This window comes from Blastococcus goldschmidtiae (genome assembly GCF_031845325.1).
GTDB classification, from domain to species: Bacteria; Actinomycetota; Actinomycetes; order Mycobacteriales; family Geodermatophilaceae; genus Blastococcus; species Blastococcus goldschmidtiae.
The window spans coordinates 85873-104716 of record NZ_JAVREI010000008.1 but is presented as its reverse complement, the minus strand read 5'-3'; the positions used below and the strand labels follow the sequence as shown (position 1 = coordinate 104716).

Annotated in this window: 21 protein-coding genes; 13 read left to right on the top strand and 8 right to left on the bottom strand. The window is 71.8% G+C overall.

Going from position 1 to position 18844, the window contains the following annotated elements:
• Positions 1–7: 7 nt before the first annotated feature.
• The 4 genes from RM425_RS12920 to RM425_RS12910 all read right to left on the bottom strand — a co-directional run bounded on the left by RM425_RS12920 (position 8) and on the right by RM425_RS12910 (position 3308).
• Positions 8–718 (bottom strand): phosphoadenylyl-sulfate reductase, encoded by a 711-nt coding sequence (locus RM425_RS12920; protein WP_311345619.1) that lies wholly within the window; start codon positions 716–718, stop codon positions 8–10.
• 169 nt (positions 719–887) lie between these two features.
• Positions 888–2561, bottom strand: a complete 1674-nt coding sequence (locus RM425_RS12915) for a nitrite/sulfite reductase (protein ID WP_311345618.1) — start codon at positions 2559–2561, stop codon at positions 888–890.
• A 105-nt stretch (positions 2562–2666) separates the two neighbouring features.
• On the bottom strand, positions 2667–2738 hold the full coding sequence (locus RM425_RS21675) for a putative leader peptide (protein WP_396137046.1): 72 nt from the start codon (positions 2736–2738) through the stop codon (positions 2667–2669).
• 99 nt (positions 2739–2837) lie between these two features.
• On the bottom strand, positions 2838–3308 hold the full coding sequence (locus RM425_RS12910; RefSeq protein ID WP_311345617.1) for an RrF2 family transcriptional regulator: 471 nt from the start codon (positions 3306–3308) through the stop codon (positions 2838–2840).
• 27 nt (positions 3309–3335) lie between these two features.
• On the opposite strand from RM425_RS12910, the gene RM425_RS12905 reads away from it, so the two are divergent.
• A complete protein-coding gene (locus RM425_RS12905; protein WP_311345616.1) occupies positions 3336–4094 on the top strand; it encodes a (deoxy)nucleoside triphosphate pyrophosphohydrolase in 759 nt (252 codons plus the stop codon).
• Between the two features lie 58 nt (positions 4095–4152).
• Here the strand turns inward: RM425_RS12905 and RM425_RS12900 are convergent, their stop codons facing one another.
• Complete coding sequence (locus RM425_RS12900) at positions 4153–4323, bottom strand: CsbD family protein (protein WP_311345686.1); 171 nt, start codon at positions 4321–4323, stop codon at positions 4153–4155.
• Positions 4324–4688: 365 nt separating this feature from the next.
• On the opposite strand from RM425_RS12900, the gene RM425_RS12895 reads away from it, so the two are divergent.
• From RM425_RS12895 to RM425_RS12865, 7 genes are all read left to right on the top strand, one after another.
• A complete protein-coding gene (locus RM425_RS12895) occupies positions 4689–6368 on the top strand; it encodes a peptide ABC transporter substrate-binding protein (protein WP_311345615.1) in 1680 nt (559 codons plus the stop codon).
• 131 nt (positions 6369–6499) lie between these two features.
• The gene (locus RM425_RS12890; RefSeq protein WP_311345614.1) at positions 6500–7423 is read left to right on the top strand and encodes an ABC transporter permease; all 924 of its coding nucleotides are present in this window, start codon (positions 6500–6502) and stop codon (positions 7421–7423) included.
• The gene (locus tag RM425_RS12885; RefSeq protein WP_311345613.1) at positions 7416–8330 is read left to right on the top strand and encodes an ABC transporter permease; all 915 of its coding nucleotides are present in this window, start codon (positions 7416–7418) and stop codon (positions 8328–8330) included. The genes RM425_RS12890 and RM425_RS12885 overlap by 8 nt, the downstream gene beginning before the upstream one ends.
• A gap of 65 nt (positions 8331–8395) precedes the next feature.
• Positions 8396–9412, top strand: a complete 1017-nt coding sequence (locus tag RM425_RS12880) for an ABC transporter ATP-binding protein (protein ID WP_311345612.1) — start codon at positions 8396–8398, stop codon at positions 9410–9412.
• Positions 9384–10439 carry an ABC transporter ATP-binding protein gene (locus RM425_RS12875; RefSeq protein WP_311345611.1) on the top strand — a complete coding sequence of 352 codons (1056 nt, stop codon included), beginning with the start codon at positions 9384–9386 and terminating at the stop codon, positions 10437–10439. The genes RM425_RS12880 and RM425_RS12875 overlap by 29 nt, the downstream gene beginning before the upstream one ends.
• Before the next feature lie 169 nt (positions 10440–10608).
• Positions 10609–11499 (top strand): N-acetyl-1-D-myo-inositol-2-amino-2-deoxy-alpha-D-glucopyranoside deacetylase, encoded by an 891-nt coding sequence (gene mshB / locus RM425_RS12870; protein ID WP_311345610.1) that lies wholly within the window; start codon positions 10609–10611, stop codon positions 11497–11499.
• Positions 11496–11915 (top strand): hypothetical protein, encoded by a 420-nt coding sequence (locus tag RM425_RS12865; RefSeq protein ID WP_311345609.1) that lies wholly within the window; start codon positions 11496–11498, stop codon positions 11913–11915. Before mshB ends, RM425_RS12865 begins: the two co-directional genes overlap by 4 nt.
• Here RM425_RS12865 and RM425_RS12860 read toward each other — a convergent pair.
• On the bottom strand, positions 11872–12603 hold the full coding sequence (locus RM425_RS12860) for a GNAT family N-acetyltransferase (protein WP_311345608.1): 732 nt from the start codon (positions 12601–12603) through the stop codon (positions 11872–11874). The two genes, RM425_RS12865 and RM425_RS12860, sit on opposite strands and share 44 nt — an antisense overlap.
• A gap of 158 nt (positions 12604–12761) precedes the next feature.
• Here RM425_RS12860 and fdxA point away from each other — a divergent pair, with 158 nt between their 5' ends.
• Complete coding sequence (gene fdxA / locus RM425_RS12855) at positions 12762–13088, top strand: ferredoxin (RefSeq protein WP_311345607.1); 327 nt, start codon at positions 12762–12764, stop codon at positions 13086–13088.
• A complete protein-coding gene (dapC, locus tag RM425_RS12850; protein ID WP_311345685.1) occupies positions 13085–14203 on the top strand; it encodes a succinyldiaminopimelate transaminase in 1119 nt (372 codons plus the stop codon). Before fdxA ends, dapC begins: the two co-directional genes overlap by 4 nt.
• A gap of 25 nt (positions 14204–14228) precedes the next feature.
• Here dapC and RM425_RS12845 read toward each other — a convergent pair whose 3' ends face one another.
• Positions 14229–14744, bottom strand: coding sequence for a nucleotidyl cyclase domain-containing protein (locus tag RM425_RS12845; RefSeq protein ID WP_311345606.1), 516 nt, complete (start codon positions 14742–14744; stop codon positions 14229–14231).
• Positions 14745–14846: 102 nt separating this feature from the next.
• On the opposite strand from RM425_RS12845, the gene RM425_RS12840 reads away from it, so the two are divergent.
• From RM425_RS12840 to RM425_RS12830, 3 genes are read left to right on the top strand one after another with little or no spacing between them, the layout of a single operon-like run.
• A complete protein-coding gene (locus RM425_RS12840) occupies positions 14847–15308 on the top strand; it encodes a helix-turn-helix transcriptional regulator (RefSeq protein WP_311345605.1) in 462 nt (153 codons plus the stop codon).
• 10 nt (positions 15309–15318) lie between these two features.
• Positions 15319–15729: a VOC family protein gene (locus RM425_RS12835; RefSeq protein ID WP_311345604.1), complete on the top strand. Its 411-nt coding sequence runs from the start codon at positions 15319–15321 to the stop codon at positions 15727–15729.
• 59 nt (positions 15730–15788) lie between these two features.
• Positions 15789–18209 (top strand): excinuclease ABC subunit UvrA, encoded by a 2421-nt coding sequence (locus RM425_RS12830; RefSeq protein ID WP_311345603.1) that lies wholly within the window; start codon positions 15789–15791, stop codon positions 18207–18209.
• A gap of 10 nt (positions 18210–18219) precedes the next feature.
• Here RM425_RS12830 and RM425_RS12825 read toward each other — a convergent pair whose 3' ends face one another.
• Positions 18220–18837, bottom strand: a complete 618-nt coding sequence (locus RM425_RS12825) for a hypothetical protein (protein WP_311345602.1) — start codon at positions 18835–18837, stop codon at positions 18220–18222.
• Positions 18838–18844: the final 7 nt, after the last annotated feature.

Here is an 18844-nt window from a genome sequence, read left to right as displayed (position 1 = left end):
CGTCAGCTCAGGTGTGCAGCCCGCACTCGGTCTTGGTCGAGCCCGCCCAGCGGCCGGCGCGGGGGTCCTCGCCCGGTGCCACCGGCCGGGTGCAGGGCGCGCAGCCGATCGAGCCGTAGCCCAGCTCGAACAGCGGGTTGACCGGTACCTGGTGCTCGGTGATGTAGGCGTCGACGTCGGCCTGGGTCCAGGCGGCGATGGGGTTGACCTTCACCATGCCGCGCTTGGCGTCCCAGTCGACCAGGCGCGTGTCGGCACGGGTGGCCGACTCGTCGCGGCGCACGCCCGACCCCCAGGCCGTGTAGCCAGACAGGGTCTTCGCCAGCGGCTCGACCTTGCGCATGGCGCAGCACAGGTCGGGGTCGCGCTCGTAGAGCTTCGGCCCGAAGGACAGCTCCTGCTCCGCCGGGGTCTGCGGCGCGGTGACGTTGACGAGCGTCACGGGCAGCACGCCGGTGATCCAGTCGCGGGTGCCGATCGTCTCGGCGAAGTGGAAGCCGGTGTCCAGGAAGATCACGTGCACCCCGGGGATCGCCCGGCTGGCGAGGTGCGCGAGCAGACCGTCGGCCATGGACGAGGTGATCGCGAACCGGTCGCCGAAGGTCTCACCGGCCCACTGCAGGGCGGCCAGCGCCTGCTCGACCGGGTCGGCGATGGCGCCGAAGCGGGCGTCGGCCTCGGCGGCCAGTTCCGGCGTCGCTGCGATGGCGGTCGTCATCAGTGCTGCACTCCCGTTGCGATCAGGCGGACGGAGAACGCCCGGAGGCAAGCGCTGCAACGCCAGCCGTCGGCCGATTCACCTTCGTACGGGGTGAGGTCCTCGTCCCCGCAGTACGGGCAGTGGAACACCGGCAGCTGCCGGGTCCTTCCCGCGTCCGCCTCCTCGGTCACAGGAGCCAATCCTCCTCGGCGCGCGACACGTAGTGGGCGAAGGACTCGCCGGGCGTGCGGCGGTCGAGGAAGCCGCGCAGCACCCGCTCGCAGTAGTCGGCCGTCTCCGCCTTGGTCACCTTGTGGCCGCGGAACTTGCGCCCGAAGGTCGCCTCCACGCCGAGGTGACCGCCCAGGTGCACCTGGAAGCCCTCGACCATCTCGCCGGTGTCGTCCTTGACCATCGAGCCCTTGAACCCGATGTCGGCGGTCTGGAAGCGGGCGCAGCTGTTGGGGCAGCCGTTGACGTTGATCCCGATCGGGACGTCGAAGTCCGGGAGCCGCTTCTCCAGCTCCGCGTAGAGGTCCTGGGCGTGCTGCTTGGTCTCCACGATCGCGAGCTTGCAGAACTCCAGGCCGGTGCAGGCCATCGTGCCGCGGCGGAAGGCGCTGGGGCGCACCTGCAGGTCGTGCTCGGCGAGGGCGGCGACCAGCGCCTCCACCTTCTCGTCCGGGACGTCGAGGATGACCAGCTTCTGCTGCGTCGTCGTCCGGATGCGGCCCTGGCCGTACTCGTCGGCCAGCTTCGCGATCGTGGTCAGCAGCGACCCGGTGATCCGCCCGGTGCGCAGCGCGAAACCGACGGCGTTGAGACCGTCCTTCTGCCGGCTCACGCCGACGTGGTCGCGCTGGTCGTGCTTGGCCGGCGCGGGAGCGGGGCCGTCGGGCAGGGCGGCGTGCAGGTACTCGTCCTGCAGCACCTGGCGGAACTTCTCCGGCCCCCAGTCGGCCATGAGGAACTTGATGCGGGCCCGGTTGCGCTGCCGGCGGTAGCCGTAGTCGCGGAAGACGCTGGTGCACGCGGCCCAGACCTCGGTCACCTGGTCGGGGCGGACGAAGACGCCGACCCGCTGCGCGAACATCGGGTTGGTGGAGAGGCCGCCGCCGACCCAGAGGTCGTAGCCGGCCTCGCCGGCCTCGTTCACGACGCCGACGAACGAGACGTCGTCGATCTCGGGCTCGGTGCAGTGGTCGACGCAGCCCGACATCGAGGTCTTCCACTTGCGCGGGAGGTTGCTGAACTCCGGGTTGCCGACGTACTTCTCGACGGTCTCCGCGATGACGTCGGTGGCGTCGAGGACCTCGTCCTCGAGGATGCCGGCGAGCGGGCAGCCGAGCATCACGCGCGGCACGTCGCCGCAGGCCTCCATGGTGCTGAGCCCGACCGACTCGAGCCGGCGCCAGATCTCGGGCACGTCCTCGATGCGGATCCAGTGGTACTGCACGTTCTGCCGGTCGGTGACGTCGGCGACGTCCCGGCCGAAGTCGGTGCTGATGCCGCCGATGACCCGCAGCGCGTCGCTGGTCAGCTGCCCGCCGTCGATGCGGGCGCGCATCATGAAGTACTTGTCCTCGAGCTCCTCGGGCTCCAGCACGGCGGTCTTGCCGCCGGGGATGCCCTGGGCGCGCTGGGTGTACAGACCCATCCAGCGCATCCGGCCGCGGAGGTCACCGGGGTCGATGCCGTCGAAGCCGGTCTTGGAGTAGATGTCGATGATCCGCTGGCGCACCTCGAGGCCGTCGGAGTCCTTCTTCATCCGCTCGTTCGGGTTGAGCGGCTCACGGTAGCCCAGAGCCCACTGGCCCTCGCCGCGCTTGGGGCGGTTGCTCGTGCGGGTGGGGGTCGTCACGTCTCGGTACTTCTTCCTGCGCCTTCCCCGGTACGGCAGCAGCCGCGGATCGGGAGGGCGCTGCCGGGTCGATGCGCAGTGGATGCTGCGCGGGAGGGGCCTGGGTCAGCGCGAGGCGTGACAGGCGGCGCTGGAGACGCGCGCGAGATCGATGTGCAGCCGGGCAACGAGGAGCACGCCGCGACCGGTCACAGGTCGATGGTGCCACAGCCGGCCCGGGGCGGTGGCGTGGAGCGGCTCACACCGCGGCGCCGTGGAGCACCCGGAGGACGGCGGTCAGCTGCGGAAGGAGCGCCAGGCCTCGTCGATCGCGACCAGTTCGGCGGCGTGCTCGGGGAGCCGGCCGCTGACGACGTCGGCGACGGTCACGCCCTCCAGGACCCGGCGGTAGGCCTCCCGCGCCGCCACCCACACCGGCGCGAGGGTGGCGGCGGCGCCGGGATAGGTCACGTCCTCGGGGCGCTGACCGTGCACCTCGGCGAGGAATCCCTGCTCGATCCGCATGATCCGGGCGATCGAGATCTCGGAGGCCGGCAGGGCCAGCCGGTACCCGCCGTCCCGGCCCCGCTGGCTGGTGACCAGCCGGGCCCGCTGCAGGTCGGTGAGGATCGCCTGGAGGAAACGGCTCGGGATGCCCTGGGCGGTGGCGATGGCGTCCGCGGTCATGGAGTCCGGCGCGACCGCGGCGAGCTCGACGACTGCTCGGATGGCGTAGTCGACCCGGGCGTTGATGCGCACGGAGGCCATCCTGCCGTGGTCTGGAACAGTGGCCGTGTGTTCCGGCTGCGTTTCACCACCTTGGTGGAGGCGCCGCTGACGGTGGCCTTCGACGTCGCCCGCACCCTGGGACGGCCCTGGCCGGCGCCGCTGACGGAGGTCGAGTCCGAGCGCCCGTACTGCGACGTCCACGTCGCGGGGCCCGGGGCGGGGAGGCGCTGGGTGACCCACGCGCGCCGGTTCACCGCCACCCCCGAGGGCACGCGCGTCGATGAGCGGATCGACGGCGGGACCGGCCTGCCCGGTCCGCTGGGTGCGGTGGCCGACCGGCTGCTGGGCCGACGGCTCGAGCGGGCCATGCGGACCCACCTGGACGCCTATGCGGCGGCCGCCCGGTCACGCGCACACGGCGTCGTCCAGGTGGTCGGCGCCGCACTGGTCGACGGCGACCGGGTGCTGGTGGCCCAGCGCTCGGGTGGCCCGTACGACGGCTGCTGGGAGTTCCCCGGGGGGAAGGTGGATCCCGGCGAGTCCGACCTCGCCGCGCTCGTGCGCGAGTGCACCGAGGAGCTGGGCGTGGTCGTGGAACCCGGGGACTTCCTCGGGGAGGTGCCGCTGGACGGCGTGGTCGCCGGGGGACCGCGCGGGGCCTCGACGATGCGGGTGTGGTCAGGGCGGGTCGTCTCCGGGGAGCCGGTCGCCCACGAGCACGCCGCGCTCCGGTGGGTGGGTGCCGACGAGCTGGACGGCATCGACTGGATCGCCGCCGACCGCCCCCTGCTCCCCGCCGTGCGGGACCTGCTCAGCCGCTCCTGAACACGACGGAGGCCGCACCCCGGTCGGGGTGCGGCCTCCGTGGTGGATGTCGTGGGGCCTACTTGAAGGCGTCCTTGACCTTCTCGCCGGCCTGCTTGAGGTTGCTCTTCGACTGGTCCTTCTTGCCGGACGCCTGGAGGTCCTTGTCGTCCGTCGCGTTGCCGACCGCCTCCTTGGCCTTGCCGCCGAGCTCCTCGATCTTGTTGTTCGTCTTGTCCTCGTTGCTCATCAGCACGCCCTCTCGTCGACGCGTACCGACCCTCCACTACCCGCCGCCATCGGCTGCGACACCTGGCGGGCCGCCGTCAGCGGGATGACGTGGCCCGCAAATGGTCCGGACGGACGGCCCGGGCGCCGGAGCGCATCCGGTCGGTGGAGCCACTCCACGCACAGCTTCCGGCGTCCGTGAGGCACCGGCCGCAGGTCACAAATGGATGACGTCGGTAGCAAGCACCCCGGAGGGTGCCTAGCGTTGCTCCCCGTGCACGTCGGGTTCTCCGCCCGTACACGTGCATGTCCGACACACGATCGCCGGGAAGCCACGCCTCGCGCGCCGGCTCCTGGCCGACCAGTCCGAGACTCCGCAGCCGCGGAATGAGAGAGGCCCTCTACGTGAAGCTCAACAAGCGCCCCGGTGCGCTCGCCCTGGCCCTGGCCGGCGCGATGCTGCTCTCCGCCTGTGGCGGCGGCGACGACAACGGCTCCGGCTCCGGCGGCTCATCGGCCGACGGCGGCGGCGAGTTCAGCATGTACATCGGCGACCCCGAGAACCCGCTCATCCCCGGTAACACGACGGAGACCGAGGGCGGCCAGGTCGTCGACTCGCTGTGGACCGGGCTGGTCAACTACGACAACGAGACGAACGAGGCCACCTTCGACGGTGTCGCCGAGTCGATCGAGTCCGAGGACCAGCAGACCTGGACCGTCACGCTCAACGACGGCTGGACCTTCCACGACGGCACCCCGGTGACGGCCCAGTCGTTCGTCGACGCCTGGAACTACACGGCCTACAGCCCGAACGCCCAGGGCAACTCGTACTTCTTCAGCAACATCGAGGGCTACGAGGACCTGCAGGCCCCCGAGGACGAGAACGGCGAGCCCACCGGTGAGCCGCCCGCGGCCGAGGAGCTGAGCGGCCTCGAGGTCATCGACGACCAGACCTTCGAGGTCACGCTGTCGGCGCCCTACGCCCAGTGGCCCACCACGGTCGGCTACACCGCCTTCTACCCGATGCCCGAGGCGTTCTTCGAGGACCCCGAGGGCTTCGGCGAGCAGCCGATCGGCAACGGCCCGTTCCAGGCGGAGGAGCCCTTCGTCGAGGGTCAGGGCATCACGCTGACCAAGTACGAGGACTACGCCGGCGAGGACGAGGCCCAGGCCGACGCGGTCGAGTACCGGGTCTACACCGAGCAGAACACCGCCTACACCGACCTGCAGGGCGGCTCGCTCGACATCGTCGACCAGCTCCCGCCGGACGCCATCGTGTCCGCGCAGGACGAGTTCGGCGACCGCTACCTCGAGACGGCGCAGGGTGACATCACCTCGCTGGGCTTCCCGACCTACGACGAGCGCTTCGCCGACCCGAACGTCCGCAAGGCGTTCTCCATGGCGATCGACCGGCAGGCGATCTCCGACGCGATCTTCAACGGCACCCGCACCCCGGCGACCTCCTACGTGAGCCCCGTCGTCGAGGGGTACCGGGACGACGCGTGCGAGGTCTGCGAGCTGGACGTCGACGAGGCCAACCGCCTGCTGGACGAGGCCGGCTTCGACCGCAGCCAGCCGGTGGACCTGTGGTTCAACGCCGGTGGTGGCCACGAGGAGTGGATGCAGGCCGTCGGCAACCAGATCCGGGAGAACTTGGATGTGGAGTACCAGCTGCGCGGTGACCTGCAGTTCGCCGAGTACCTCCCGCTCCAGGACGCACAGGGCATGACCGGCCCGTTCCGCGCCGGCTGGATCATGGACTACCCGGTCATGGAGAACTTCCTGGGCCCGCTGTACTCGACGGCAGCCCTGCCGCCGGCCGGGTCGAACACGACCTTCTACAGCAACCCGGAATTCGACGAGGCGCTGGCTGAGGGCAACTCAGCCGGCTCCGTCGACGAGGCCATCGAGGCCTACCAGGCGGCCGAGGACATCCTGATCGAGGACCTGCCGGCTGCGCCGCTGTTCTACCGGCTCAACCAGGGCGCGCACTCCGACCGCGTGAGCAACGTCGTCATCGACGCGTTCGGCCGGGTCGACACGGCAGCCGTCACCGTCAACGACTGACGACTGCCCAGCAACACCCTCGCTGCGGAGGTGCGTCCGGTCCTGCGGGACCGGGCGCACCTGCGCGTCGGGGGGCCTAGCCTTGTCCCGGCCCGTCGGCCGGACACTCACGACTTCCAGGAGGCAGTGCCATGGGCCGGTTCGTCGCCCGGCGGCTCCTGCTCACCATCCCGGTCCTGATCGGGGCCTCGTTCCTCATCTTCGCGATGGTCTACGCGCTCCCGGGCGACCCGATCCGCGCGCTCGCCGGGGACCGCCCGCTCTCGGCAGCCGTGCAGGCGCAGCTGAGGGACGACTACAACCTCGACGACCCGCTGTGGCTGCAGTACGGGAAGTACGTCGGTGGTCTCGTCCAGGGTGACTTCGGCACGGACTTCTCCGGCCGGCCGGTCTGGGACACCATCGAGCAGCGGCTGCCGGTCACCGCCAAGCTCGCGGCGGCGGCGGTCCTCTTCGAGGCGGTCATCGGTCTGCTCGCCGGCATCCTGGCCGGTATCCGCCGCGGGTCCTGGTTCGACAACGTGGTGCTGATCTCGACGACGCTCATCGTCTCGGTCCCGGTCTTCGTCCTGGGCTTCATCGCGCAGTACCTCTTCGGGCTGAAGTGGGGGCTGTTCCCGACGTCGGGCATCAACGACGGCTGGTACAGCTACCTGCTGCCGGGTCTGGTGCTCGCCAGCCTGTCGCTGGCCTACGTCGCCCGCCTGACCCGGACGAGCCTCGCGGACAACCTGCAGGCCGACTACGTGCGGACGGCGCGGGCGAAGGGCCTCAAGCCCTCGGTGATCATCGGCAAGCACACGCTGCGCAACAGCCTCATCCCGGTGGTCACCTACATCGGCGCCGACATCGGCGCGCTGATGGGCGGGGCCATCGTGACCGAGTCGATCTTCAACATCCCGGGTCTGGGGCGGGCGGTGTACGACGCGGTCCTGCGCCAGGAGGGCTCGGTCGTCGTCGGCATCGTGACGCTGTTCGTCTTCTTCTACATCTTCTTCAACCTGGTGGTGGACGTCCTGTACGCCCTGCTGGACCCGAGGATCCGCTATGACTGACCCTCAGACCGAGCGCGTGACCGCAACCCTGGAGGCGGAGGCCGGGGGCGATGCGCCCCTCGCCGAGGCCAGCCTGTGGTCGGACGCGTGGAAGAGCCTCAGGAAGAACCCGTTCTTCCTGATCGGTGCCTTCCTGCTGCTCGTCTTCCTGGTGATGGCCGCGTTCCCGCAGCTGTTCACCAACACCGACCCGCGGGCCTGCCAGCTGTCGCGGTCGGCGGACGGCCCGAGCGCGCAGGCGTGGTTCGGCTACGACGTCCAGGGCTGCGACTACTACGCCAACGTCGTGTACGGCGCCAAGGTGTCGGTGACCATCGGCATCCTGGCGATGCTCGGCACCCTGATCATCGGCGTCGTCGTGGGCGCCCTCGCCGGCTACTACGGCGGCTGGCTCGACAACCTGCTGGCCCGCGTCACCGACATCTTCTACGGCCTGCCGCTGATCCTCGGCGCGTTCATCCTGCTCGCGGTGCTGCCCGACCGCGGGGTGCGGGAAGTGGCGCTGGCACTGATCGTCTTCGGCTGGATGACCGCGATGCGGCTGGTCCGCTCCACCGTCGTCTCGGTCAAGGAGGCCGACTACGTGCAGGCCGCCCGGGCGCTGGGGGCCTCCACCTGGCGGATCATGGTGCGGCACATCCTCCCGAACGCCATCGCGCCGGTGCTCGTCTACTCGACGATCTACATCGGCACGCTGATCGCCGCCGAGGCGACGCTGACGTTCCTCGGCATCGGTCTGCAGCTGCCCGAGATCTCCTGGGGCCTGCAGATCAACTCGGCGCAGAACCGGCTGCGCGAGGCCGCGCACCTGATCTTCTTCCCGAGCGCGTTCCTCTCGCTGACCGTGCTCTCCTTCATCCTCATCGGCGACGCCCTGCGCGACGCCCTCGACCCGAAGCAGCGGTGATTCCCACGTCGTCCGCGATGTCGTCCGCCATGCCGTCCGGCAGGTCGTCCGGAGAGTCCGCCCCCGTGCTCGAGGTGGACGACCTGGCCGTCGAGTTCCGCACCCCCAAGGGGGTCGTCAACGCCGTCAACGGGATCAGCTACACCGTGTCGCCCGGCGAGACCGTGGCGATCCTCGGCGAGTCGGGATCCGGCAAGTCCGTCAGCGTCCAGGCGGTGATGGGGATCCTGGACACCCCACCCGGCCACATCACCAACGGCCGGGTGCTCTTCGAGGGCCGTGACCTGCTCACCTCGACCGCCGAGGAGCAGCGCGCCGTCCGGGGCCCCGGCATCTCGATGATCTTCCAGGACGCCCTGTCGTCGCTGAACCCGGTGTTCACCGTGGGTGCCCAGATCGCCGAGATGTTCCGGGCCCACCGGGGGACCAGCCGCAAGGAGGCCCGCGAGGCCGCGGTCGAGCTGCTGGAGCGGGTGCGCATCCCCGATGCGCGTCGCCGGGCGAACTCCTACCCGCACCAGTTCTCCGGGGGCATGCGCCAGCGCGTCATGATCGCCATGGCGCTGGCCCTGGACCCGAAGCTGCTGATCGCCGACGAGCCCACGACGGCCCTCGACGTGACCGTGCAGGCGCAGATCATGGACCTGCTCAAGGACCTGCAGAACGAGACGGGCATGGGCCTGCTGCTCATCACCCACGACCTCGGCGTCGTCAACGAGGTCGCCGACAAGGTGATCGTCATGTACGCCGGCACCGTCGTGGAGACCGGCACGGTCGCCGAGGTCTTCTCCGACCCCAGCCACCCCTACACCGAGGGACTCATGGCGTCGGTGCCGTCGGTGGAGGACAAGGGCACCCGGCTGCGGCCCATCGTGGGGACGCCGCCGGACCTGTCCCGCATCCCGTCCGGCTGCTCCTTCCACCCGCGCTGTCCCCGCCGCGTCCTCGAGGGGGCGCCTCCGGGCAAGAACTGCGCCGTCGACGTCCCGCTGCTGCTGCCCGTCGGCGCCCCCGGGCGCGCGAGCGCGTGCCACTACCGTGAGGAGGTCCTCCGTGCCCGGAGCAACGGCGCCCCAGCGTGATCCGTTCTCCCCGCCCGACCCGTCCCCGTTGCTCGAGGTCAAGGGCCTGGTCAAGTACTTCCCGCTGACGTCGGGCATCATCGCCCGGCGCGTCGTGGCCCAGGTCCACGCCGTCGACGGGGTCGACCTGACGCTGAACCGTGGCGAGACGCTGGGTCTGGTCGGTGAGTCCGGCTGCGGCAAGTCCACCGTGGCCAAGCTGCTCATGGGCCTGGAGAAGCCGACCGACGGGCAGATCCTGTTCCACGGTCAGGACGTCGCCCGGATGAGCCGGCGGGAGCTCAAGGACTACCGGCGCCGGGTGCAGATCATCTTCCAGGACCCGTACTCGTCGCTGAACCCGCGGATGACCGTCGGTGACATCGTCGCCGAGGGCTGGGCGGTGCACAGCGACATCGTCCCCAGGAAGGACCGTCGGAAAAAGGCCCGCGAGCTCCTGGAGCGGGTCGGGCTCAACCCCGACTACGTGAACCGCTACCCGCACCAGTTCTCCGGGGGTCAGCGGCAGCGCATCGGCATCGCGCGCGCCCTGGCCCTGCAGCCCGAGGTCATCGTGTGCGACGAGCCGGTGTCGGCGCTCGACGTCTCGGTGCAGGCGCAGGTGGTGAACCTGCTGGGCGACCTGCAGGACGAGTTCGGGCTGTCCTACGTGTTCATCGCCCACGACCTGTCGGTGGTCCGCCACATCTCCGACCGGGTGTCGGTCATGTACCTGGGCAGCGTCGTCGAGGAGGGCACCGACGCGCAGGTCTACGGGGCGCCCTCGCACCCCTACACCCAGGCGCTGCTGTCCTCGGTGCCGGTGCACGAGCCGCACCTGCGCGGGCAGAAGGAGCGGATCCTGCTGCAGGGCGACGTGCCCAGCCCGGCCGATCCGCCCTCGGGCTGCCGGTTCCGCACCCGCTGCTGGAAGGCGCAGGACATCTGCGCCACCGAGGCGCCGGCACTGGTCGACCGCGGCCAGGGGCACCCCGCGGCGTGCCACTTCGCCGAGGCGCGGACCGTCGTCCCCGTCGACGCCGGCTGACCACCGCTGGGATCAGGTGACCTGATCCCAGCGCGTCCTCCCTCATGGTGTGCGGTGAGGGAGGACGCCGTCGGGTGAGGGAGGACGCCGTCCGCGCAGGTGCGACGGCCCCTGCGCGTCCAGGGGCCCGACACGTGGCCGCGGTGCGATCCGGCAGGATCACGGTGTGATGGCTGACCGGCGCGTGCTGTTCGTGCACGCCCACCCCGACGACGAGACGATCAACAACGGCGCCACGATGGCGCGCTACGTCGCCGAGGGCGCCACGGTCACCCTGCTCACCTGCACGCTGGGCGAGGAGGGGGAGATCCTCGTCCCCGGGCTCGCCCAGCTGGCGGCCGACCAGGCCGACCAGCTCGGCGGCTACCGGATCGGCGAGCTGCGGGCGGCCATGGCCGCGCTGGGCGTCACCGATTTCCGCTTCCTGGGCGGCGCCGGCCGCTACCGGGACTCCGGGATGATGGGGACGCCGGCCAACGAGCACCCCCGCGCCTTCTGGAACGCCGACCTCGACGAGGCGGCAACGCACGCGGTCGCCGTGATCCGCGAGATCCGGCCGCAGGTGCTGGTGACCTACGACGACTTCGGGGGTTACGGCCACCCGGACCACATCCAGGCCCACCGGGTGGCGATGCGCGCGGCCGACCTGGCCGCGGACCCCGGCTTCCGGGCCGACCTGGGCCCGGCGTGGACGATCGCCAAGGTCTACTGGAACGCCATGCCGCGCTCGGTCCTGCAACAGGGCATCGACGCCATGGCGGCCGCCGGTGACACGACCTTCTTCGAGGGGGCCACGAGCGCCGACGACCTGCCCTTCGGCGTGCCGGACGAGGTCGTGACCACCGAGGTGGACGGCGGGGCGTTCGCCGCCCACAAGGACGCCGCCATGAGGGCGCACCCGACCCAGATCCTCGTGGACGGCCCGTTCTTCGCGCTGTCGAACAACCTCGGGCTGGAGCTGGCCGCCGTCGAGCACTACCGGCTGGTGCGGGGCGAGCGCGGCCCGGGGAGCGGTCCGCACGGCTGGGAGGACGACCTCTTCGCCGGTCCGGACAGGTGATCGCCCGGATCGCCGTCACGACCGGCTGGGCGGTGCTGGCGCTCGCCGCTGCTGCCTGGCTGGCGCTGGTGGAGGTGTTCTGGCTGCCGCTCAAAGCGGGCCCGGTACCGGTTCCCCTGTCGGTGCTCGGGGCCGTGGCCGGCAATCTGCTGCTGGTCCGGCTGGCGCACCGGCTGTCGGGTTCCCGGGCGGTCGCCGTCCTGCCGGCCGTGGTCTGGCTGGTCGTGGCGCTGGCCGCCACGGTGCGCCGTCCCGAGGGCGACCTGGTGCTGATCGGTACCGGCGTGACCGGTGCGGTGGGTCTGGCGTTCCTGGGCTGCGGCGTGGTCGCGGCGGCCTTCGCCGCCGGCCGGGTTCTCGCCACCCCGACGGTCAGGCGGGCGCGGTCCGGTAGTGGTACCGGTGGTGCTCGGTGAACCCCAGCCGCGCGTAGAGCGCCAGCGCCGGCTCGTTGTCGTCGCTGACCTGCAGGAGGCAGGAGTGCGCGCCCCGCTCGCGCCCGGCGGCGGCGAGGGCGGCCATGACCGCGCGGGCCAGCCCGTGGCGTCGGAACTGCTCGGCGACGGTGACGGCGGTGATCACCAGCCAACCGTCCGCGACCGCCCCGCGGGCGACGGCGGCCGGTGGTGCGGGCGCGGGAGCGGGTCGCACCGAGGCGAACATCGGGCACTCGGCGCGGGTCAGCACCGCCCGGGCCGGGGGCGGGAGGGCCGCGCCGCGGTAGCGGTACCCGGCCAGCCAGGCGTCGTCGGGCGCGGGGGAGAGCTCCACCGGGACGTCGGGAGCCGGCCGGTCCGGCAGCGGGGCGGTGAGGACGAGGACGTCCTCGCCGCGCGTCCACCCCGCCGCGGCGAACGCCGCGTCGGCAGCGCCGGCCGGGCCGGGCAACTGGGCCCGGGGCGGCAGGCCGCGGTCGGTGTACCAGCGCGAGACGGAGGCGACGGCGTCCGGGAGCGGCCCGGGGGACTGCCCGACGACCAGGACGGAGTTGGCCCGCCCGCTGAAGCCGCCGCCCGCCCGCAGCAGCCAGTCGCCGTGGCGCTCCTCCTCGAGGCCGCGCCAGGTGCGGGCCGCGACCTCCTCGAGGGTCCGCACGTCGATCACGCGCGTGCTCCTCCCGCCGTTCGCGGCCGTCCCCCCACGGGGTGCGCGCCGAGGAAAGGGCACCCTTCCCGGCCGTCCGGGCGCGAGAGGGTGATACTAATTCAGGAGGTCGACCGTCCAGCGATCGCCGCCCGCACCGTCCCCCGGGAGGAACCACCGTGACCTACGTCATCACCGAGGCCTGCGTCGACGTCCTCGACAAGGCGTGCATCGACGAGTGCCCGGTGGACTGCATCTACGAGGGCGACCGGATGCTCTACATCCACCCCGACGAGTGCGTCGACTGCGGTGCGTGCGAGCCGGTCTGCCCGGTCGAGGCCATCTACTACGAGGACGACGTCCCGGACAAGTGGAAGGACTACTACAACGCCAACGTGGAGTTCTTCTCCGACCTGGGCAGCCCCGGCGGCGCCGCCAAGACCGGCAAGATCCACAAGGACCACCCCCTGGTCGCGGCCCTCCCGCCCCAGGGCGAAGGGCACTGACCGCCCAGCTCCCCGGCGCACCGCGCGTCCTCCCGGACTTCCCGTGGGACGCGCTCGACGCAGCCCGTGAGCGGGCCGCACAGCACCCGGGTGGGGTCGTCGATCTCTCGATCGGCACCCCGGTCGACGCCACCCCGGCGCTGCTCGGGGAGGCGCTCGCGGCCACCGGGAACGCGCCGGGCTACCCCGCCGCGCTGGGCACGGCCGCACTCCGCACCGCGGCGGCCGGCTGGCTGAGCCGCCGGCTGGGCGTGACGGTCGCCGATCCGCTCGCTGCCGACCCGTCGGTGATCCCCACGGTCGGCTCCAAGGAGCTGGTCGCGCTGCTGCCGACCCTGCTCGGGCTCTCCGGTGGCGGGACCGTGCTCATCCCGTCCGTCGCCTACCCCACCTACGAGGTCGGGGCCGTGGTCGCGGGACTGACGATCCGGCGGACCGACGTCCCGCCGCCCGATGCCGACGGCGTCGTCCTGGTCTGGCTGAACTCACCGGGCAATCCGCACGGCCGGGTGATGGACGACGACGAACTGCGCGCCTGGGTCGACTGGGGTCGCGCGCACGGTGTGCCCGTCGCCGCCGACGAGTGCTACGTGACTCTGGGCTGGGACGTCGAGCCGCGCTCGCTGCTGCACCCGGCGATCGCCGGCGACGACCACACCGGACTGCTCGCCGTCCACTCGCTGTCCAAGCAGTCCAGCGCCGCGGGGTACCGGGGCGGCCTGCTGTCCGGGGACCCGGCGCTGGTGCGCCGCGTCTGGGAGGTGCGCCGGCACCTCGGGCTGCTGGTGCCCACCCCGGTGCAGGCCGCGATGACCGCGGCGCTGGCCGACGACGCGCACGTGGACGCCCAGCGCGACCGCTACCGGTCCCGCCGGGACCGGCTGGCCGGGGCGGTGCGCACCGCCGGGCTGCGGATCGACCACTCCGAGGCCGGCCTCTACCTGTGGGTCACCCGGGACGAGGACTGCTGGGCGACGATCGGCTGGCTGGCCGGGCTGGGTGTGGTCGCCGCCCCCGGCAGCTTCTACGGGCCGGCCGGCGCGCGGCACGTCCGCATGGCGCTCACCGCCACCGACGAGCGCATCGACGCCGCGGTGGAGCGGCTGGCCGGCTGATCCCGCTGCCCGCCCGCCGGGCGGCTCAGACGGGCTCGCGGTAGCGGATCACCGTCGTCGGACCGGTCCGCCGGGCGGCGGTGAGGCTGAGCGCGGCGCGCCGGAAGACCTCGTTCGCGGTCAGGCCGGTGCGCAGCGGTGCGATGCCGGCGGCCGCGGTCAGAGCCGGGATGCCGAGCGCGGCGACGGCGGTGGTCAGCCGATGGGCGGCGACCTCGGCGGCGCTCTCGTCACCGGCGAGCACGATGGCGAACTCGGCGGCGCCCGAGGCCCCGAGCCAGTCGTCACCGCGCAGCGAGCGGGCGAGCAGCATGGTGACGGCGGACAGCGTGGTGGCGGGGGTCGGCCAGCCGTCGTCGCGGCGCAGCAGACCCACGATTAGCAGCGTGGTCGGCCACCGTCGGGCGGCCGGGAGCGTCTCGTCGAGCCGGACCAGCAGGTCCTCGCGGGTCGGCAGCAGGGCGGTCACGTCGGCGACCGCGGCGACGTGGGGACCCGCGGCGACGGCCGGACGGGGCGGGGTGGAGGGTGCGATCGTCATGCCAGGGTGTCGGCCCGCCGGCGCGGCGGGTTGAGGCGGTCTCCCTCCGTCGGGGGAGCGGAGCGGTCCACCGCGTTTCGCCGCCGTGGCAGCATCCTGCGCGTGGGCAGCGAACCGATCGCGGAGCAGCGCCTGCGCGACCTGGCCCGGCTGCGCCGGGTGAAGGACCGCATCGACCGGGAGTACGCCCAGCCCCTGGACGTCGAGGCGCTGGCCCGGGGCGCGCACATGTCGGCCGGGCACCTGAGCCGCGCGTTCCGGGCGGCGTACGGGGAGTCGCCCTACGCCTATTTGATGACCCGGCGCATCGAGCGGGCGATGGCACTGCTGCGCCGCGGCGACCTGACCGTGACCGAGGTCTGCTTCGCCGTGGGCTGCTCGTCGCTGGGCACCTTCAGCACCCGCTTCACCGAGCTGGTCGGGATGCCGCCCAGCGTCTACCGCCGCGAGCAGGCGCGGGCGACCGCCGGCATGCCCTCGTGCGTGGCCAAGCAGGTGACCCGACCGGTCAGGCTCCGTGATCGATCAGGATCCGAGAAGCACGGGAGCCCCCGCCGTCCCTAGCGTGACGGCCATGGACATCACCATCCACTCCAGCTTCCTCCCGCAGACCGATCCGGACGCCTCGCTGGCGTTCTACCGCGACGTCCTCGGCTTCGAGGTCCGCCTCGACGTCGGCTACGGCGGCATGCGGTGGATCACCGTCGGCCCGCCCGGGCAGCGGGACACGAACATCGTGCTGCACCCCCCGACCGCCAGCCCCGGCCTCACCGACGACGAGCAGCGCACCATCCTCGAGCTCATGGCCAAGGGCAGCTTCTTCGGCGTCAACCTCGCGACCCGGGATCTCGACGCCACGTTCGCCGCGTTGGAGGGCGGCGGCGCCGAGGTGGTCCAGGAACCGACCGATCAGCCGTACGGTGTACGGGACTGCGCCTTCCGTGACCCCGCGGGCAACATGATCCGCCTCCAGCAGCTCAGTTGAGCGGCGCGGACCGGTCGTAGCTCCGACGTCCCGACCGCCCCCGTACCGAGGGAGACCCGATGACCACCGTTTCGACGACCGAGCCGACCACGACGCACGCCGCCGACAGCCACGACGTCATCCGCGTGCTGGGTGCGCGGGTGAACAACCTCAAGGACGTCAGCGTCGAGTTGCCCAAGCGGCGGCTCACCGTGTTCACCGGCGTCTCGGGCTCGGGGAAGAGCTCGCTGGTCTTCGCGACCATCGCGGCCGAGTCGCAGCGGCTGATCAACGAGACCTACAGCGCCTTCCTCCAGGGTTTCATGCCGTCGCTGGCCCGGCCCGAGGTCGACCTCCTGGAGGGGCTGACGACGGCGATCATCGTCGACCAGGAACGGATGGGGGCCAACCCGCGCTCCACCGTCGGCACCGCGACCGACGCCAACGCCATGCTGCGGATCCTCTTCAGCCGGCTGGGCACGCCGCACATCGGCCCGCCCACCGCCTTCTCGTTCAACGTGCCGACCCGCAAGGCCAGCGGCGTGATGAGCACGGAGAAGTCCGGCGGCCGGGTCGAGAAGGCCGTGGTGCGCGACGCGGTCTACCTCGGGGGCATGTGTTCACGGTGCGAGGGCATGGGTTCGGTCTCGGACTTCGACCTCACGGCGCTGTTCGACGCGGACAAGTCGCTGGCCGAGGGTGCGCTGACGGTGCCCGGCTACAGCATGGACGGCTGGTACGGGCGCATCTTCAGCGGCGCCGGCTTCGACATGGACAAGCCGCTCGGGAAGTTCTCGAAGAAGGAGCTGGACGACCTCCTTTACCGGGAGCCGACCAAGATCAAGGTCGAGGGCATCAACCTCACCTTCGAGGGCGTCATCCCCAAGATCCAGAAGTCGATGCTCTCCAAGGACGTCGACGCGATGCAGCCGCACATCCGCGCGTTCGTGGAGCGCGTCATCACCTTCCAGCCCTGCCCCGAGTGCGAGGGCACGCGGCTCACCGCGGAGGCCCGGTCGTCGCGGATCAGGGGCGAGAACATCGCCGACCTCTGCGCGATGCAGATCAGCGATCTGGCCGACTGGGTCCGCGAGCTCGAGGACTCCTCCTTGGCTCCGCTCCTGACCGGGCTGCAGCACCTGCTGGACTCGTTCACCGAGATCGGGCTGGGCTACCTGTCGCTGGACCGGTCCGCGGGCACCCTGTCCGGCGGCGAGGCGCAGCGGACCAAGATGATCCGGCACCTCGGCTCGTCGCTCACCGACGTCACGTACGTCTTCGACGAGCCCACCATCGGCCTGCACCCGCACGACATCGAGCGCATGAACGGTCTGCTGCTGCAGCTGCGCGACAAGGGCAACACCGTGCTCGTCGTCGAGCACAAGCCCGAGATGATCGCCATCGCCGACCACGTCGTGGACCTCGGCCCCGGCGCGGGCTCCGCCGGCGGCGTCGTCTGCTTCGAGGGCACCGTGGAGGAGCTGCGGACCAGCGACACCAGCACCGGCCGGCACTTCGACTACCGGGCGTCGGTGAAGGACGCGGTGCGATCGCCGTCCGGTGCGCTGGAGGTCCGCGGCGCGTCGATGCACAACCTGCGTGACGTGGACGTCGACATCCCGCTCGGGGTGCTCTGCGTCCTGACCGGTGTGGCCGGCTCCGGCAAGAGCTCGCTCGTTCGCGAAGCTTGCGGAGCGAAGGGGAAGATCAGCACCGGCTCGGTCGCCGGCCGCGACGGCGTCGTGGTGGTCGACCAGGGCGCGATCCGCGGGTCGCGGCGGAGCAACCCGGCGACGTACACCGGGCTGCTGGAACCCATCCGCAAGGCGTTCGCCAAGGCCAACGGGGTGAAGCCGGCGCTGTTCAGCTCCAACTCCGAGGGCGCCTGCCCGACGTGCAACGGCGCCGGCGTCATCTTCACCGACCTGGGCGTCATGGCCACCGTCGAGTCCCCGTGCGAGGAGTGCGAGGGGAGGCGGTTCCAGGCGTCGGTGCTGGAGTACACGCTCGGCGGCCGGAACATTGCCGAGGTGCTCGCGATGTCGGTCGCCGAGGCCGAGGAGTTCTTCGGCAGCGGCGAGGTCCGCGTTCCGACCGCGCACACGATCCTCGACCGGCTCGTCGACGTCGGGCTGGGTTACCTGAGCCTGGGGCAGCCGCTGACGACGCTGTCCGGTGGCGAGCGGCAGCGGCTCAAGCTGGCCACCCAGATGGCGGAGAAGGGCAGCGTCTACGTCCTGGACGAGCCGACCACGGGTCTGCACCTGGCCGACGTCGAGAACCTGCTGGGTCTGCTCGACCGGCTCGTCGACTCGGGCCGCTCGGTCATCGTCATCGAGCACCACCAGGCGGTCATGGCGCACGCCGACTGCCTCATCGACCTCGGGCCGGGCGCCGGGCGCGACGGTGGGCGGGTGGTCTTCGAGGGTACGCCGGCCGACCTGGTCGCCGCCCGCTCCACGCTGACCGGCGAGCACCTGGCGGCCTACGTGGGCCGGTGAACGCGTCGGCTCAGGTGCAGGTGAGGGTGTTCGCGGTCAGGGCCTCGGTCAGTTCCTGGGCCATGTCCTCATGCTTGGCATAGGCGAGCGGGAACGCGCTGCGCTGCACCGCGTCCGCGACCCTGGTGAGCTCGCCCGACTCCCAGCCGGGGATCTGCACCAGGCCGTCGTAGAACTTGCCGGCGGCGTAGACGGGATCCTGCACCTGTTCGGGGGTGCCCCAGCCCTGCGAGGGCCGCTGCTGGAACAGCCCCAGGGAGTCGCGGTCGCCGTAGTCGAGGTTGCGCAGGCCGGACTCCTGCTGGGCGGTGGCCAAGGCGATGACGACCGCCCGGTCGGGCAGCCCGCGGTCCCGCGCGACCCGCGCGATCGTGGTCGCGTGGCGCGCCTGCTCGGCGGTCACGGTGACCGAGCCGCCGTCGACGGTGCAGGTCCCCTCAGCGGGGACGTCGCCGGCCGAGCGCGCCCAGGCGATGCCGACCACCACCAGCGTCGTGACGATCACCAGCGGCCACCAGTTGTCCTTCCGGTCGCCGGTCCCGCGGCGCCGCCGCGTGGACGGCCGCCGGGCGGGGCGGCGCCGGGCAGGCGCGGCCATCCGCATCGCGGTGGACGGAGGCGAGGGCATCGCGACC

Bases quoted from the DNA above. Each gene is read 5' to 3' on its own strand.
- RM425_RS12885 (WP_311345613.1), top strand. From the start codon at position 7,416: ATGACTGACCCTCAGACCGAGCGCGTGACCGCAACCCTGGAGGCGGAG.
- RM425_RS12835 (WP_311345604.1), top strand. From the start codon at position 15,319: ATGGACATCACCATCCACTCCAGCTTCCTCCCGCAGACCGATCCGGAC.
- RM425_RS12920 (WP_311345619.1), bottom strand. From the start codon at position 718: ATGACGACCGCCATCGCAGCGACGCCGGAACTGGCCGCCGAGGCCGAC.
- RM425_RS12825 (WP_311345602.1), bottom strand. From the start codon at position 18,837: ATGCCCTCGCCTCCGTCCACCGCGATGCGGATGGCCGCGCCTGCCCGG.
- mshB (WP_311345610.1), top strand. From the start codon at position 10,609: ATGGCTGACCGGCGCGTGCTGTTCGTGCACGCCCACCCCGACGACGAG.
- RM425_RS12895 (WP_311345615.1), top strand. From the start codon at position 4,689: ATGAGAGAGGCCCTCTACGTGAAGCTCAACAAGCGCCCCGGTGCGCTC.
- RM425_RS12890 (WP_311345614.1), top strand. From the start codon at position 6,500: ATGGGCCGGTTCGTCGCCCGGCGGCTCCTGCTCACCATCCCGGTCCTG.
- RM425_RS12830 (WP_311345603.1), top strand. From the start codon at position 15,789: ATGACCACCGTTTCGACGACCGAGCCGACCACGACGCACGCCGCCGAC.
- RM425_RS12900 (WP_311345686.1), bottom strand. From the start codon at position 4,323: ATGAGCAACGAGGACAAGACGAACAACAAGATCGAGGAGCTCGGCGGC.
- RM425_RS12910 (WP_311345617.1), bottom strand. From the start codon at position 3,308: ATGGCCTCCGTGCGCATCAACGCCCGGGTCGACTACGCCATCCGAGCA.
- RM425_RS12845 (WP_311345606.1), bottom strand. From the start codon at position 14,744: ATGACGATCGCACCCTCCACCCCGCCCCGTCCGGCCGTCGCCGCGGGT.